The 15,660-nt window shown below is 73.4% G+C and carries 11 protein-coding genes; 1 reads left to right on the top strand and 10 read right to left on the bottom strand.

The window, feature by feature from the left end; all coding sequences use genetic code 11:
* Nucleotides 1-68 precede the first annotated feature (68 nt).
* The 9 genes from ACFC1F_RS32680 to ACFC1F_RS32640 all read right to left on the bottom strand — a co-directional run bounded on the left by ACFC1F_RS32680 (nt 69) and on the right by ACFC1F_RS32640 (nt 12,667).
* Nucleotides 69-1,433 (bottom strand): pseudouridine synthase, encoded by a 1,365-nt coding sequence (locus ACFC1F_RS32680; protein WP_376163783.1) that lies wholly within the window; start codon nt 1,431-1,433, stop codon nt 69-71.
* A 64-nt stretch (nt 1,434-1,497) separates the two neighbouring features.
* On the bottom strand, nt 1,498-2,091 hold the full coding sequence (locus ACFC1F_RS32675; protein ID WP_376163801.1) for an SMC-Scp complex subunit ScpB: 594 nt from the start codon (nt 2,089-2,091) through the stop codon (nt 1,498-1,500).
* 566 nt (nt 2,092-2,657) lie between these two features.
* Entirely contained in the window at nt 2,658-3,674 is a 1,017-nt protein-coding gene (locus tag ACFC1F_RS32670; RefSeq protein ID WP_376163781.1) for a segregation and condensation protein A, read from the bottom strand.
* A gap of 288 nt (nt 3,675-3,962) precedes the next feature.
* Nucleotides 3,963-4,634, bottom strand: coding sequence for a hypothetical protein (locus ACFC1F_RS32665; protein ID WP_376163799.1), 672 nt, complete (start codon nt 4,632-4,634; stop codon nt 3,963-3,965).
* On the bottom strand, nt 4,631-5,698 hold the full coding sequence (locus tag ACFC1F_RS32660; RefSeq protein WP_374106126.1) for a ParA family protein: 1,068 nt from the start codon (nt 5,696-5,698) through the stop codon (nt 4,631-4,633). The genes ACFC1F_RS32665 and ACFC1F_RS32660 overlap by 4 nt, the downstream gene beginning before the upstream one ends.
* A 529-nt stretch (nt 5,699-6,227) precedes the next feature.
* Nucleotides 6,228-7,343 carry an alanine dehydrogenase gene (gene ald / locus ACFC1F_RS32655; protein ID WP_148642364.1) on the bottom strand — a complete coding sequence of 372 codons (1,116 nt, stop codon included), beginning with the start codon at nt 7,341-7,343 and terminating at the stop codon, nt 6,228-6,230.
* 261 nt (nt 7,344-7,604) lie between these two features.
* Nucleotides 7,605-9,887 (bottom strand): tetratricopeptide repeat protein, encoded by a 2,283-nt coding sequence (locus ACFC1F_RS32650; protein ID WP_376163779.1) that lies wholly within the window; start codon nt 9,885-9,887, stop codon nt 7,605-7,607.
* A gap of 411 nt (nt 9,888-10,298) precedes the next feature.
* A complete protein-coding gene (locus ACFC1F_RS32645) occupies nt 10,299-10,937 on the bottom strand; it encodes an NUDIX hydrolase (RefSeq protein ID WP_209415259.1) in 639 nt (212 codons plus the stop codon).
* 95 nt (nt 10,938-11,032) lie between these two features.
* A complete protein-coding gene (locus tag ACFC1F_RS32640) occupies nt 11,033-12,667 on the bottom strand; it encodes a CTP synthase (RefSeq protein WP_209415258.1) in 1,635 nt (544 codons plus the stop codon).
* 779 nt (nt 12,668-13,446) lie between these two features.
* Between ACFC1F_RS32640 and ACFC1F_RS32635 the strand changes: the two genes are divergently transcribed.
* Complete coding sequence (locus ACFC1F_RS32635) at nt 13,447-15,450, top strand: glycoside hydrolase family 15 protein (protein WP_376163777.1); 2,004 nt, start codon at nt 13,447-13,449, stop codon at nt 15,448-15,450.
* 1 nt (nt 15,451) lies between these two features.
* Here ACFC1F_RS32635 and ACFC1F_RS32630 read toward each other — a convergent pair.
* On the bottom strand, nt 15,452-15,660 hold a 209-nt coding region (locus ACFC1F_RS32630), incomplete at its 5' end, for a glycosyltransferase (protein WP_376163775.1).

Genomic DNA, 15,660 nt, shown 5'->3' with positions numbered 1-15,660 from the left:
TGGTCTACAGACTCCGGCCGGCGGCCCGCAGAATATGCAGACCGGTCTACCGAAATATGCCGACCGGTCTACAGGCCGACCTCACGCATCAGCTGGCCGACCTCGGGGTTGGTCAGGCGGCGCAGCCAGCCGGACTTCTGGTCACCCAGCGCGATCGGACCAAAGTGCGTGCGGACCAGCTTCTCGACCGGGAAGCCGGCCTCGGCCAGCATCCGGCGGACGATGTGCTTGCGGCCCTCGTGCAGGGTCACCTCGACGAGGTAGTTCTTGCCGACGTTGGAGACCACCTTGAAGCTGTCGGCACGGGCGTAGCCGTCCTCCAGCTCGATGCCCTGCGCCAGCTTCTTGCCCAGGTCGCGCGGGATCGGCCCCTGGATGGCGGCCAGGTAGGTCTTGGTCACGCCGTACCGCGGGTGGGTGAGGCGGTGGGCCAGCTCACCGTGGTTGGTGAGCAGGATGATGCCCTCGGTCTCGGTGTCCAGGCGGCCGACGTGGAACAGACGGGTCTCGCGGTTGGTCACGTAGTCGCCGAGGCACTGGCGGCCGTCCGGGTCCTCCATGGTGGAGACCACGCCGGCCGGCTTGTTCAGCGCGAAGAAGAGGAACGACTGGGTGGCGACGGTCAGGCCGTCCACCTTGATCTCGTCCTTCTCCGGGTCGACCCGCTTGCCCTGCTCGGTCACCCGCTTGCCGTTGACCTCGACCCGGCCCTGCTCGATCAGCTCCTCGCAGGCGCGGCGGCTGCCGATGCCGGCACGCGCCAGCACCTTCTGCAGGCGCTCGCCCTCGGGCTCGCCGAAGGTCTTGGGCAGCTTCACGGCCGGCTTGTCGTGCCGGGCCAGCACCGCGTCCTCGATCTTGGCCTGGAGCTCGCGCGAGCGCTGCGGCTGGCGGCGCGGGTCGCCCGGGGCGCCCTGGCCCTCACGGCGCGGACGCGGAGCCGGACCGGGCCGGCGCCCCGTGAAGCCGCCGCGGGCGGGGGTGGCGTTGGGGCCGCCACCGTACTCGGGGCGGTCGTAGCGCCGCTCCTCGGGCCGCAGCGGACGGTCCGGGTAGCGCCGGTCGTCACGACGGTCGTCACGACGGTCGTACGAGCCGGAGCCGCGCGAACCCGACCCGCCGCCGTAGGACCCGCCGCGCGAGGAGCCGGAGCCACCACCGTACGAGCCGGAGCCACCACGGCCCGAACCGCTGCCGCCCCCGTACGAGCCGGAGCCACCGCGCGAACCGGAGCCGCCCCGCGAGGAGCCCGAACCGCCGCCGTACGAACCCGACCCGCCGCGCGAGGAGCCGGAGCCACCACCGTACGAGCCGGAGCCACCACGGCCCGAACCGCTGCCGCCCCCGTAGGAGCCGCCACCCCGGCCCCCGCCCTGTCCGCCACGACCGCTGCCGCCGCCGCTGCTGTTCCTGCCGTTGCCACTGCTACGCATCAAAGTGTCCGTACGTCGTTTTCCGTCTGGGCTGTGCGGTCGTTTCGGCCGACCTCACCGCCCCCTACCGATCAGGCGCAGCCCGATCGGCCTCGCCACTGCCGCCCGCGGCCTGCACGGCAGCGGCGGCGACCGCCTCCGCGATCATCGTGCCCTCCAGGGACTCCGCTTCCACGTCGTCGACCTCGGGCAGGAAGGGAGCGAGCTCCGGCAGCTCATCCAGGCCGCGGAGCCCCATCCGTTCCAGGAAGTAGTTCGTCGTCCGATACAGGATCGCACCTGTTTCGGGCTCGGATCCGGCCTCTTCCACCAGTCCTCGCTGTACCAGGGTACGCATCACGCCGTCACAGTTCACACCACGGACGGCCGAGACCCGCGATCTGGACACCGGCTGACGGTAGGCGACGACCGCCAGAGTCTCCAGCGCGGCCTGGGTGAGCCGGGCCTGCTGGCCGTCCAGGACGAACCGCTCGACGGCCGGCGCGCACTCGGCACGGCTGTAGAACCTCCACCCGCCGGCGACCAGCCGCAGGTCGAATCCCCTGCCCTGGGCGGTGTACTCGCCGGAGAGTTCACGTAGCGCCGCCGCCACCTCCGCCCGCGGCCGCTCCAGCACGGACGCCAGGTGGGCCTCCCCGGCCGGCTCGTCGACGACCATCAGGATCGCCTCCAGCTCCGCCTTCAGCCCCGGTCCACCGTCCGGCTCCTCCTCCACCACCACCTCGACCGCGCGAGAAGTCGGCAGAGCCGACTTCTGATGCACGACGAGCACCTCCGCCCGGCCCGGCTCGCCAACCATGGGCTCGTCGGCCGCCAAAAGGTCGGTCAGCAGGTCTCCGGCCACCACCGGCTCGTCGGCCACCACGGGCTCGTCGGCCATCACGGGCTCGTCGGCCACCACAGGGCAGGCAGCCACCACACGGTCGGCGACCACCGGATCGGTCAGCACGTCGCCGGACACCGCCTCGCCGGCTACCACCCCTCCGGCTACGGCCTCATCGAACGCGACGGCACCGGGCCCCGGTGCACCAGGCCCAAGCCCCACCTCGCCGAGCCCCACGCCACCGAGCCCCACGCCGCCAAGCACCACCCCAGCAGGCTCCACCCCGCCAGGCTCCACCTCACCGGCCCCCACCGCCGGCTCCATCCACTCCTCGGCCCGCGGCTGCCCCGGTACCCCGAGCGGGCGCCGGACCGGCCGCCCGCCGGCATTCGTCCCAGACGTCATCGCTTCCCCTTCCGCCGCCCGTCCGACTGCCTGCCCGCCGACCGCCCACCCGCCGGCTGCCCACCCACCGACCGGTCGCCCACCGTCTGGTCGCCCGCCGACTGCTCACCCACCAGCCGCCCACCCGCCGACCGGCCACTTGCCGATTGCTCATCCACCAGCCGCTCGCCCACCGGCCGGTCGAACTCGTCCGTCACCTCGACCGCGCCCCGGTCCGCTTCGGCCACCCACCGCACCAGCAGCTCGCCCAGCGCCTCCGCCTGGTCGAAGGCGAGCACCCGCTCCCGGTACAGCTCCAGCAGCGCCAGGAAGCGGGCGACCACGACCAGCGTGTCCGGCGCGTCCTCCACCAGCTCCTGGAACGACGCCTCGCCCAGCTCGGTGAGCAGCTCGACCACCAGCCCGGCCTGCTCCCGCACGCTGACCGGCGGTGTGTGGATGTGGTCGACGTAGACGACCGGTGCGGGCTTCGGGGCCATCGCCTTGGCCGCCAGCTGCGCGAACCGCTCCGCGCCGATGCCGATCACGACCTCGGGCAGCAGTTGCGCATGTTCCGGTTCCAGCCCGACGGTACGCGGCCGCCGGAGCAGCTCGGCGGCCCAGCGCTCGCCGAACAGGGCGGCCGCCCGCTTGTACGCCCGGTACTGCAGCAGCCGGGCGAAGAGCAGGTCGCGGGCCTCCAGCAGGGCGAGGTCCTCCTCGTCCTCGACCTCGGCGGCGGGCAGCAGCCGCGCGGCCTTGAGGTCGAGCAGGGTCGCGGCGACGACCAGGAACTCGGTCGCGGCGTCCAGGTCCCAGTCCGGGCCCATGGCCCGGATGTGTGCCATGAACTCGTCGGTGACCGTCGCCAGCGCCACCTCGGTGACGTCCATCCGGTGCTTGGCGATCAGGCTCAGCAGCAGGTCGAAGGGGCCTTCGAAGTTCGCCAGCCGCACCCGGAAGCCGCCCCGCGACTCATCGGCGGTCCCGACGGTCCCGGCGGCGGCGACGGAGGGTTCGGGGCTGCTCGGCATGACGGTCCATCTTCACCCGGCCGCACCGCCCGCCCTACCCGGGGGGCACCGACACGCCGCGACCACCGCCGCGCACCGGTCTTGCCGCACCGGCCTGGCCGAACCGCCCGGCCGCAGCGCCGGGCCGGCCGCACCGTCCCGCCCCGACCCGGCCTTGGAACCGACCGCCGAGTTCACCTCAGAACCGACCCGACCTCAGACCCGACCCGACCGCAGGACCACCGGCCCCCGGACGATCGACGACCCCGTTCCCGTCCCCGCACCGCGCGCACGGCCCCCGCAGGCGGCTCAGCGCCCGCGCAGCCGCCGCACCAGGATGCTCGCCTCGCCGCGCTGCTCCAGGTCGGCCAGCACCACCGCGATGGCCTCCCGGACGATCCGGCCGCGGTCCACCGCGAGCCCGTGCTCCCCGCGCAGCACCAGGCGGGTGTGCTCCAGGTCCATCAGCTCCTCGGCCGACACGTACACGGTGATCTTCTCGTCGTGACGCTCGCGCCCGCTGGGGCGGCGTGGGGCCCGGCCGCGCGGACGGGGACGCCCTGCACCGCCCGCCTGCTCCTCGGCGGCACCCGCGTGCTGACGCGGTCCCGGCGCGGCGGCCCGGCCGCCCTGCACCGTCTTCCCGGCCTGCGCGGCGCCCTGCGCACCAGCGCCCTGGCCACCCGCACCCTGTGCACCGCCCGGCTGCGCCGGACCGGGGACCGACACGCCGACCGGTCTGCCACCCGACACCGTGCCCTGCGCGCCACCCGGCGCACCGCCCGACGACGGCCGGCGCTCCTCGGCGCCGTCGGCGGCGTCCTCGGCACCGTCCGTGCCCGCGCCGGTGCCGCCGGCACCGTTGACGGTCCGTGCGGTCTCCGGTCTGGGCGCCTCGGCGGCCGGACGCGGCGCGAGGGACGGCGACAGCGCCATCCCCCCGGTGGTCCGGAACAGCTCGTCGGCGCCCGGGAGACTCACTCGGCGGGGCGGCACCGGTCGAGCACCTCCCTGGCGAGCTGACGGTAGGCGGCCGCACCGACCGAGTTGGTCGCGTACGTGGTGATCGGCTCGCCGGCGACGGTGGTCTCCGGGAAGCGCACGGTCCGGCCGATGACGGTGTGGAAGACGTGGTCGCCGAACGCCTCGACGACGCGGGCCAGCACCTCACGGCTGTGCACGGTGCGCGAGTCGTACATGGTGGCCAGGATGCCGTCCAGGCGCAGCTCGGGGTTGAGCCGCTCGCAGACCTTCTCGATGGTCTCGGTGAGCAGCGCGACACCGCGCAGGGCGAAGAACTCGCACTCCAGCGGGACGATGACGCTGTGAGCGGCCGTCAGGGCATTGACCGTCAGCAGGCCCAGCGAGGGCTGGCAGTCGATGATGACGTAGTCGTAGTCGGGCAGCAGCGGCTTCAGGGCGCGCGCCAGCGCGGACTCCCGGGCCACCTCGCTGACCAGCTGCACCTCGGCGGCGGAGAGGTCGATGTTGGACGGCAGCAGGTCCATGCCCGGCACGGCCGTCTTCAGCAGCACCTCATCGGCCGTCAGGCCCCGCTCCATGAGCAGGTTGTAGACGGTGACGTCGAGCTCCATCGGGTTGACCCCGAGGCCCACGGAGAGCGCGCCCTGCGGGTCGAAGTCGACGAGCAGCACGCGGCGGCCGTACTCGGCCAGCGCCGCGCCCAGGTTGATGGTCGACGTGGTCTTGCCGACGCCGCCCTTCTGGTTGCACATCGCGATGATCTGCGCGGGGCCGTGCTCGGCCACCGGCGCGGGGATCGGGAAGTACGGCAGCGGACGGCCGGTCGGGCCGACCCGCTCGCGGCGCTGACGCGCGGCGTCGGGGGCCAGCGTGGCGGCGTACTCCGGGTCCGGCTCGTACTCGGCGTCCGGGTCGTCGTAGGCGCCGTAGGCGAACTCGCCGTAGGCCAGGCCGTGGGCCGGCAGATCGGCGTCGTAGTCGGTCACCGTGGTCACCTGTGCTGTGTTCTGGCGTGCTTCGAAGGTACGGAGTGCGACCGAGCCGACCTCGGCCGAGCCCACGGTGGCCTGCCGGGCCCCGGGCTCCTCACTCGGCTGGCCGGCGGTGTGCTCCGCCAGTCCTGGCTGACCACCCCCGGGAGCAAATGTCGACTCATTCACAAGTCGTCTTACCTCCTTGGGCATCCAGGACTCTATGTCGATTCGTCAGCGTGGCAGCATGCCGACGGTTTGCGACTCTAGGCCGTTCAAGGCGTTCGCAGCAACACAATCCACGGTAGTGGGCAGGATGTGTCGACTATCGGGCAACCCTCTGTCAAGGGATGTGGGGGCCCTTGACCCTAACGTTTCTGCGGTCGGGTGACGCGACCCACAGAAATTGACGACAGAGCGACCCGCCCGCGCAACCGCCCGTTCACGGGCATGCCGAAGCCCCCGACCGAGGATCGGCCCCTCCTGCCCGCTGACGGGCAAGAAGAGAAGGTCGGGGGCCTGCGGACCGCTCCGAAGGGAGCGGCCACGGTCGGGACGGGCCTGCGCCCGAGGGGCGCGGACCCGTCCCGTCGCGGGAGGAACGCGGGAGGGAACGAGGTCAGGCGAGGACGCTCTCCAGCGAGACCGACTCCAGGCCGAAGGCCTCGGCGACGGCGCCGAAGGTGATCTGGCCCTCGTGGACGTTCAGACCCTTGGCCAGGGCCGGGTCGCGGCGCAGCGCGTCCTTCCAGCCACGGTTGGCCAGCTCCACGATGTAGGGCAGCGTGGCGTTGGTCAGCGCGTAGGTGGAGGTGTTCGGGACGGCGCCCGGCATGTTCGCCACGCAGTAGAAGACCGAGTTGTGGACCTGGAAGGTCGGCTCGGCGTGCGTGGTCGGGTGCGAGTCCTCGAAGCAGCCGCCCTGGTCGATGGCGATGTCGACGAGCACGGAGCCCGGCTTCATGCGGGAGACCAGCTCGTTGGTGACGAGCTTCGGGGCCTTGGCGCCCGGGATCAGCACGGCGCCGATCACCAGGTCGGCCTCCAGGACGGCCTTCTCCAGCTCGAAGGCGTTGGAGGCGATGGCCTTGATCTTGGTGCCGAAGACCTTGTCGGCCTCGCGCAGCTTGTTGATGTCGCGGTCGAGCAGGGTCACCTCGTAGCCCATGCCGATGGCGATGGTGGCCGCGTGCCAGCCGGAGACGCCGCCGCCGATGACGACGGCCTTGGCCGGGTGGGTGCCGGGCACGCCGCCGGGCAGCACGCCGCGGCCGCCGGCCGGGCGCATCAGGTGGTACGAGCCGACCTGCGGGGCCAGCCGGCCCGCGACCTCGGACATCGGGGCGAGCAGCGGCAGGGCGCCGTTGGCGAGCTGCACGGTCTCGTACGCGATCGCGGTGGTGCCGGACGCGACCAGAGCGTCGGTACCGGCGCGGTCGGCCGCCAGGTGCAGGTACGTGAAGAGGGTCTGGCCCTTGCGCAGACGGTGGTACTCCTGGGCGATGGGCTCCTTGACCTTCAGCAGCAGGTCGGCGGTGGCCCACACCTCGTCGGCGGTGGGGAGGATGGTGGCGCCGGCGGCCACGTACTCCTCGTTGGGGATCGAGGAGCCGACACCGGCGTTGTCCTCGATGTAGACCTCGTGTCCGTTGCGGACCAGCTCATGCACGCCGGCGGGCGTGATGGCCACGCGGTACTCGTGGTTCTTGACCTCGCGGGGGATGCCGACCTTCACGGCTAAACACGTCCTCTTGCCATGGGGGTCCCTACCGGAGAAGACCGGCGGGCGACGCGCACGTGGGGAGACCTCCGGAAGACACCGGGGCACAGATCGCTGCGCGACTAAGTTCGAGTGTAATGAAGCCCAGGCGGCGTGTCAGCCTTCCAAAGTGAATAAATCTGCCGGACACATTGGCAGGTTCGTAGGCTTCCCCAGTGATCTTCCCGCCAATGATGTCCCAACCGGGCATCTCCGACGATACTCCCGAACCCTGACCTACCACCCTGCGTCGAGACGTTCCCGCAGCTCCGCGAGGGCGGCGCCGACGGCCTGCTGCCCCCGCTCGTCCCCCAGCCGGCGCAGCACCGAGAGGGACGCCCGGTACTCGCGCTCGGCCTCGTCGAAACGGCGCTGGGCGGTGTGCGCCTCCGCCACCCGGGCGAGCAGCCGGGCCTCGGCGGCGTGGTCGCCCATGGACTGCCGGAGGCCGAGCGCCCGCCCGTACCAGTCGGCGGCGCGCACGGCGTCGCCGAGCGCGCGGTGACAGCCGGCCGCACCCTCCAGCGCTCGGGCACAGAGCGGCTCGTCGTCCGCGGAGCGGGCGTGCTCCAGGGCGGCCCGGTAGTGGCCTGCGGCCTGCTCCCAGCTGCCGGCGGCGGCCTGGAGGTCCCCCAGGTTGAGGAGCGCGGCTGCGGCGCGACGGGGTTTGCCGTGCCGCTCGGCCACGGTCAGCACCAGCTCGTGCAACTGGTAGAGGTCGGCCGGGGCGGCGGCCCCGGTCAGCGGCAGCGACCGCAGCAGGGCGGTGACCAGCCGGCCGGCCGAGCCGTCCAGGTCGCCCTGGCCGATCGCGTCGGCGACGGCGCCGAGCAGCACGTCGCGCTCCCCGAGCAGCCACTGCCGGGCCTGGTCGGCCGAGCGCAGCCGCAGCGGGCCCGGAAGCGGTTCGGGCCCCGCGCCGCCGGCCGGGTCGAGCAGGGCGCGGGCCGCCTCGGTGAGCCGGACCAGCCGTTCCAGCAGCCGCGCCCGGGCCAGCTCGATCTCGGCGGGCCGGTCCTCGCGCTCGCGCAGCCGGACCAGCCGGGGGTAGAGCCGGCCGGGTACCCGGTAGCGGGGCGTGCCGTCGGCGGCGGGCGCCTCCTCGCCGAGCAGCTCCCGCTCGGCGAGTGCGGCCAGCATCGTGGCGGCCTCCGGCGCCGGGCAGCCGACCAGGGCGGAGGCGGTCCGCAGGTCCGCCGTCTGGGCGGGCGCGAGGGTCAGCGCCCGCAGCAGCCGGGCCTGGGCGGGCGGCAGCGTGCCGTAGAGGAGGGTGAAGGCGCCGATCAGCGGGTCGTTGTCCGGGACGGGGACGGGTTCGGCCGGCCCGGGCCCGGGCTTCACCCAGGCGGCCGGGTCGGTCGGCGGCCCGGCCTTCGGTCCGGCAGCGGGCGTGCCGACGGTCGCCGTGCCGACAGCCGGTGAGCCGGCGACGAACGCGCCGGCCACGGGCGCGCCGCCGGCAGCCACGGGCTTCCCGCCCCCGTCGGCCGTCTGCTTCCCGGCCTTGGCGGCCGGCCGCCTCCCCCGCCCGGCCCGCGCCCCGTCCGCCGGGCGCCTCCCGTCCTTGCCCTCCGCCGGCGCGTCCTCGGCCGGGGCCTCCTTGGCCGGCCCGTCCTTCCCGCCGGCCGCCGGCCCCTTCCCCGGTACCTGCCCCGCCACCTGTTCCGTTCCGGGCCCGGTCCCGGCCCCCGCCACCGTTCCCGGCCCCAGCCCCGGCCCCGGTCCCGTTCCCGGTCCTGGCCCCGCGGCCTTCCCGTCCGCCTCCCGGACCGCCCGGGCCAGCTCGCGGGCCGCATCCGTGACGGCCAGCTCCGGGTTGCTCCGCAGCCACCCGGCCATCAGCCGCAGTGCGGCCGGCCGGGAGGCGCAGGCCTCCGCGAGGTCGGCCCCACCGACGGGGTCGCAGCTGATCCTGGTGCCGCCGACCAGGTCGCCGAGCAGCTCACCCGAGGCCTGCCGGTCGAGCCCGCCGAGGATGACCGGGTCGATGTCCTCGATCCCGGTGAGCGGGCCGGCGGTGGTGGCGAGGACGAGGCACCCGGGCTCGTCCGCGAGCAGGGGCCAGACCTGCCCGGCGTCCCGGACGTCGTCCAGCACCAGCAGGACCTTCCGCCCGGCCAGTGCCTCGCGCAGCGCGACACAGGCGGGCTCGTCCCGGCCGTCCTCGACGGCGCCGGGCAGGGGGACGCCGGCGCCGTCCGCCCCGAGTTGCTCCAGCAGCCGGCGGGCGGTCCGGGCGGGCGGCACCCGGCCGCCGTCGGGGGCGGAGAGGCGTGCGAAGAGCACGCCGTCGGGGAAGTCGGCGGCGACGGTGACGGCGAACCTGGCCGCCAGCGTGGTCCGGCCGGAGCCGGGCCGGCCGGCCAGAACCAGCACCGGGCTGCGGCCCTCGGCCGGGCGCGCGGCGGCGGCCCGCAGCGCGGCCAGCTCGGCACGCCGGCCGACGAGCAGGGCCGGCCCGGCGGGCAGCCGGTCCAGCCCGGGAACGCCCTCGACGGGTGCGCCGGGGCCCGCTTCCATGGTCGCCGTCTTCCTCGCCACCCGTGCCACTCCCGACGTCACCCAGCGCTCAGCGGAGGCGGCCCGGGACGGGCGCCCTGTCTGCGAAGCGTAGTTCGACCGTCCGGGTCAGCCGAGGTGCCATCCGGTCCTACGAACCGGCAAATCACCCCCACGGATCAATCGCGCGAACCCTCGCGGATCAGTCACGTGAACCCTCGCGGACCACTGACCCGAACCCTCGCGGATCAGCAGCCCGAACCGGCGGACCGGTCCCCCGAACCTCCCCGGGCGACCTCCCGCACCACCCGGCCGGCCGCACGCCCCTCCCCGGGCAGCCCCCACCCCTCCCCTGCCCGTCCGAACGGGCCGGGCCTCGAACAGGCCGGGCCTCGACCTAGCCGGGCTTCGAACGGGTCGGGACCCGAAAGGTCAGGCCTCGAACGGCCGGGCCGGCCAGGGCGATTCGGCGGGCCGCAGCGCGTCCAGGCCGCCGGGGCCGTTGAGCGCGGCGTACAGGGCGAGCGTCCCGGTGATCAGGGTGGGGTTGTGCAGCTCCCCGGCGTGGATCAGCCGGACCAGCTCCGCGACGGGCACCCGGGCGGTCTCGATCTCCAGCTCCTCGCCGTGCGCCTCGTAGCGCTCCCCCTCGGCCTCGGCGAGGTCGGTGGCGAGGAAGAGCCGCAGCGCCTCGTCGGTGCCGCCGGGTGAGGTGTAGAAGTCGACCAGCACCCGCCAGGTCCCCGCCTTGCAGTGCGCCTCCTCGTACAGCTCGCGCTGGGCGGCGTGCAGCGGGTTCTCGCCGGGCACGTCGAGCAGGCCGGCCGGCAGCTCCCAGAGCCGCTGGCGGACGGGGTGGCGGTACTGGCGCAGGACGAGCACCCGCTGCTGGTCGTCCAGCGCGAGGACGGAGACCGAGCCGGGGTGGGTCTGGTAGTCGCGGCGGGCCCAGCTGCCGTCGGGCATCAGGACCTCCTCGCTGCGCACGCCGGTGACCTTGCCCTGGAAGGGCGTCCCGCTCCCCCGGACCTCCCACGCCTCGGCCACGTCGAAGATGCTTCGGTCGTCCATCGGTCTCCCCTTTTCGTCAGTGAGACACAATCTAACGCCGAACGGCGGCCCCGCGGGAATCGCGGGGCCGCCGTCCGGTGAACGGACCGGGTTGCCTACTTGTCGGCCGTCTTGATCTCGATGGCCGCCTTGACCAGACCCGCGAAGAGCGGGTGCGGGCGGGTCGGGCGGGACTTCAGCTCCGGGTGGGCCTGGGTGGCCACCAGGTAGGGGTGGACCTCGCGCGGGTACTCGACGTACTCGACCAGGTCGCCCTTCGGGGAGAGGCCGGAGAACTGCAGGCCGGTCTTCTCCAGGTCGGCGCGGTACGCGTTGTTGACCTCGTAGCGGTGGCGGTGGCGCTCCTCGACGTACTGCTCGCCGCCGTAGACCTCACGGACGATCGAGCCCTCGGCGAGCTTGGCCGGGTAGAGGCCCAGGCGCATGGTGCCGCCCAGGTCGCCCTTGCCGTCGACGATGGCCAGCTGCTCGGCCATGGTGGAGATGACCGGGTACTTGGCGGCCGCGTCGAACTCGGTCGAGTTGGCCTCGGGCAGGCCGGCCAGGTTGCGGGCGGCCTCGATGACCACGCACTGCAGGCCCAGGCAGAGGCCGAGCAGCGGGACCTTGTTCTCGCGGGCGTAGGTGATCGCGGCGACCTTGCCGTCCACCCCGCGGTCGCCGAAGCCACCGGGGATGCAGATCGCGTCCACGTCGCCGAGCTGCTCCTGCGCGCCCTCGGGCGTGGTGCAGTCGTCCGAGGTGACCCACTTGATCTCGACGCGGGCGTTGTTGGCGAAGCCGCCGGCGCGCAGCGCCTCGGTCACCGACAGGTAGGCGTCGGGCAGGTCGATGTACTTGCCGACCAGCGCGACCTTGACGATGTGCTGCGGCTCGTGGACGCGGCGCAGCAGGTCGTCCCAGGTGGTCCAGTCGACGTCGCGGAACGGCAGGTCCAGGCGGCGGACGACGTAGGCGTCCAGGCCCTCGCCGTGCAGCACCTTGGGGATGTCGTAGATCGACTTGGCGTCGATGGCCGCGACCACGGCCTCCTCGTCCACGTCGCACATCAGCGAGATCTTGCGCTTGATGGCCTGCGGGACCTCGCGGTCGGCGCGCAGCACGATGGCGTCCGGCTGGATGCCGATGTTGCGCAGCGCGGCCACCGAGTGCTGGGTGGGCTTGGTCTTCAGCTCGCCCGAGGGGCCGATGTAGGGCAGCAGGGAGACGTGCACGAAGAAGACGTTGTCCCGGCCGACCTCGTGGCGGACCTGGCGGACGGCCTCCAGGAAGGGCAGCGACTCGATGTCGCCGACGGTGCCGCCGACCTCGGTGATCACCACGTCGACGTCCTCGGTCGCCATCCGGCGGATCCGGGCCTTGATCTCGTTGGTGATGTGCGGGATGACCTGGACGGTGTCGCCCAGGTACTCGCCGCGGCGCTCCTTGGCGATGACGGTCGAGTACACCTGGCCGGTGGTGACGTTCGCCGAGCCGTGCAGGTTGGTGTCGAGGAACCGCTCGTAGTGGCCGACGTCGAGGTCGGTCTCGGCGCCGTCGTCGGTGACGAAGACCTCACCGTGCTGGAACGGGTTCATGGTGCCCGGGTCCACGTTGAGGTACGGGTCGAGCTTCTGCATCGTCACACGCAGGCCGCGGGCCTTGAGCAGGGCGCCCAGGCTGGAGGCGGTGAGGCCCTTGCCGAGCGAAGAGGCGACACCCCCGGTGACGAAGAGGTGCTTGGTCGTCACGGCGCGGCCGTTCGATGCCTTGCCGGAATGGGGCTGTGCCAAGAGGGGGCTCCCGTGGGTCGCGTGTCGAAGGTGACGTGGGCGGGAGGCTCGCGGCTCGCCTAATGCGACGGGAGCGCGGTGCGGTGCACGTCGCTCGCGGGATCGTCGGTTCGGCTGGTCCGGGGCGTTTGGTCCCACCGGTCCACGGGATACCAGGGTAACAGTGACCCGGCCGGGACGCTTTCCGGGCCGCTCGCGACTTGCGCGGACCACGCTCCCGGCGCACCACCGGGCGCACAACAGGCGCACCGTACGGCGCACGTGTCACACCGGTCTCACCACCGGCCCGGGCGGGCCACCCGGCGGCACTCGCCCGGGCCATCCCCGGCCATCCTGACGGGCCACCCCGGGGTGATCCTTCCGGGCCATCCTGCGGGTCACCCCTGCGATGCACGGCATTTCCGCCGAATTGTGGCGCCACTCAGAGCTGCGCCCGCGTGCTTCGCCCCTTTCGTCCGTCGTAAGCTGCACGGACGCATCGCCGACAGCACGAGCACGCGGAGGGCGTGGGAGGGTCAGGACACCTCTCGGTCCCCGATGCGCGACCGGACCTCCCCGTAATCCAGCTCCTCCCACCCACCAGGGGCTCGACCGAGCCTCACGCGGACACTCCAGCAAGGCCCGCCACCACCCAAAGGCAGGCCGGACGTCCCGGGGTGGCTCCCCGGCCCCGCAGACCCGCTGGCTCTCCCCGGATCGCCGATGCGTCGTGACCACATTGCGAACTGGAGATCCACGTGGCCGGCCGTATCGAGGACTACGCACTCATCGGGGACATGCAGACCGCCGCCCTGGTCAGCAGGGACGGGGCGGTCGACTGGCTGTGCCTGCCCCGCTTCGACTCGCCGGCGGTCTTCGCCGGCCTGCTCGGTACCGATGAACACGGCTTCTGGCGGATCGGCCCGGCCGAGGTGGTCCCCACCGAACCGCCCGCCGCCGCGGCCACCCCGGCCACGGCCGCGGCCGCCGCCCGCGCACGCCTCGGCGACACCGGCGACCTCCGCGTCCCGCCGCCCACCGCGGCCGCACCGGCCGTCCCCGCCGACCGGCGCCGCTACCGGGGCGACTCGCTGATCCTGGAGCAGGAGTGGGACTGCCAGGGCGGCACGGTTCGGGTGATCGACTTCATGCCCCCGCGCCCGCTGGCCGGCCGCGACGCCGTCCCCCAGATGATCCGGATCGTCGAGGGCCTCTCCGGGACCGTCCGGATGCGCTCGGCGGTGCGGATGCGCTTCAGCTACGGCCGGATCGTCCCCTGGGTGCACCGGGTCGAGCAGGCCGACGGCGGCCACCGCACCGTCGCCGTGGCCGGCCCCGACTCGGTGTGGCTGGACGGCGAGGCCGAGACGTACGGGCGCAACCTCACCACCTACGCCGACTTCACCGTCACGGCCGGTGAGCGGATCACCTTCGCCCTCACCTGGCAGGCCTCCCACCTGGAGCCGCCGACCGCCCCGGACGCCGAGGAGATGCTCGAAGCCACCGCTGGCTTCTGGCACGACTGGGCCGGCCAGTGCACCTACCAGGGCCCCTACCGGGAGGCGGTGATCCGCTCGCTGATCACCCTCAAGGGCCTCACCTACGCCCCCACCGGCGGCATCGTCGCCGCCCCCACCACCTCGCTGCCCGAGGACATCGGCGGGGAGCGGAACTGGGACTACCGCTACACCTGGCTGCGCGACGCCGCGATCACCCTCTCCTCGCTGCTGCGGACCGGCTACCGCGACGAGGCCCGCGCCTGGCGCGAGTGGCTGCTGCGGGCCGTCGCCGGCGACCCGGAGAACCTGCAGATCATGTACGGCATCGCCGGCGAGCGCGAGCTCACCGAGTCCTCGCTGGACTGGCTGCCCGGCTACGAGGGCTCCCAGCCCGTCCGGGTCGGCAACGGCGCGGCCGGCCAGCTCCAGCTGGACGTCTACGGCGAGGTCGTCGAGGCCCTGCACCTGGCCCACATGACCGGCCTGGTCCGCAACGACCACGCCCACCACCTCCAGCTGCGCCTGATCGAGTACCTGGAGGAGCACTGGCAGGAGCCGGACGAGGGCATCTGGGAGGTGCGCGGCCCGCGCCGGCACTTCGTCCACTCCAAGGTGATGGCCTGGGTCGCCGTCGACCGCACCATCAAGCTGCTGGAGCAGACCCCCGAGGACGCGCCCTCCGACGGCCACCTGGAGCGCTGGCGCGAGCTGCGCGAGACCATCCACCGGGACGTCTGCGAGAAGGGCTACGACCCGGAGCGCAACACCTTCACCCAGTACTACGGCGGCAAGGAGCTGGACGCCTCGCTGCTGCTCATCCCGCAGGTGGGCTTCCTCCCGCCGGACGACAAGCGGGTGATCGGCACGATCGAGGCGATCCAGCGCGAGCTCTCCACCGAGGACGGCTTCGTCCTGCGCTACCCGACGCACGACGAGAGCGGCAACAACGTCGACGGCCTCTCCGGCCACGAGGGCGCCTTCCTGGCCTGCTCGTTCTGGCTCGCCGACGACCTCGCCATGATCGGCCGGGTGCAGGAGGCGCGCGAGCTCTTCGACAAGCTGCTGGCCCTGCGCAACGACCTCGGGCTGCTCGCCGAGGAGTGGGATCCGCGGGAGAAGCGCCAGGTCGGCAACTTCCCGCAGGCCTTCAGCCACGTCCCGCTGATCGACACCGCGCTGCGGCTCACGGCCTGCGGCGGCGCGTACCTCTCGGCCCAGCCGGACGGCCTGGCCGCCGACCGGGCCGAGCAGGCCACGGTCTGAGCTACCCGCGCTGGACCAGCTCGTCGTAGGTGCTGAGCACCTGGGCGACGGTGGCGGCCTCGTCCGGCCAGGTCTCGGCCTGCTGCCGGCCGGCCGCCACCAGGCGTTCGCGGCGGGCCGGGTCGGCCAGCAGACCGCCCACCGCCCGGCCGATCGCGGCCGCGTCGCCGGACGGCACCAGCACGGCGGCGTCCCCGACCAGTTCGGGGA

The organism is Kitasatospora sp. NPDC056181 (assembly GCF_042266225.1).
In the GTDB taxonomy this organism is placed as follows: Bacteria; Actinomycetota; Actinomycetes; order Streptomycetales; family Streptomycetaceae; genus Kitasatospora.
Note: the sequence above shows the minus strand (reverse complement) of the source record. Positions and strands in the feature narration are given on the sequence as shown.

What these genes read in the sequence shown, in the direction of transcription:
- ACFC1F_RS32680 (WP_376163783.1), bottom strand. Translation starts at nt 1,433, where the DNA reads ATGCGTAGCAGTGGCAACGGCAGGAACAGCAGCGGCGGCGGCAGCGGT.
- ACFC1F_RS32675 (WP_376163801.1), bottom strand. Translation starts at nt 2,091, where the DNA reads ATGGTCGTCGACGAGCCGGCCGGGGAGGCCCACCTGGCGTCCGTGCTG.
- ACFC1F_RS32670 (WP_376163781.1), bottom strand. Translation starts at nt 3,674, where the DNA reads ATGCCGAGCAGCCCCGAACCCTCCGTCGCCGCCGCCGGGACCGTCGGG.
- ACFC1F_RS32650 (WP_376163779.1), bottom strand. Translation starts at nt 9,887, where the DNA reads ATGGAAGCGGGCCCCGGCGCACCCGTCGAGGGCGTTCCCGGGCTGGAC.
- ACFC1F_RS32645 (WP_209415259.1), bottom strand. Translation starts at nt 10,937, where the DNA reads ATGGACGACCGAAGCATCTTCGACGTGGCCGAGGCGTGGGAGGTCCGG.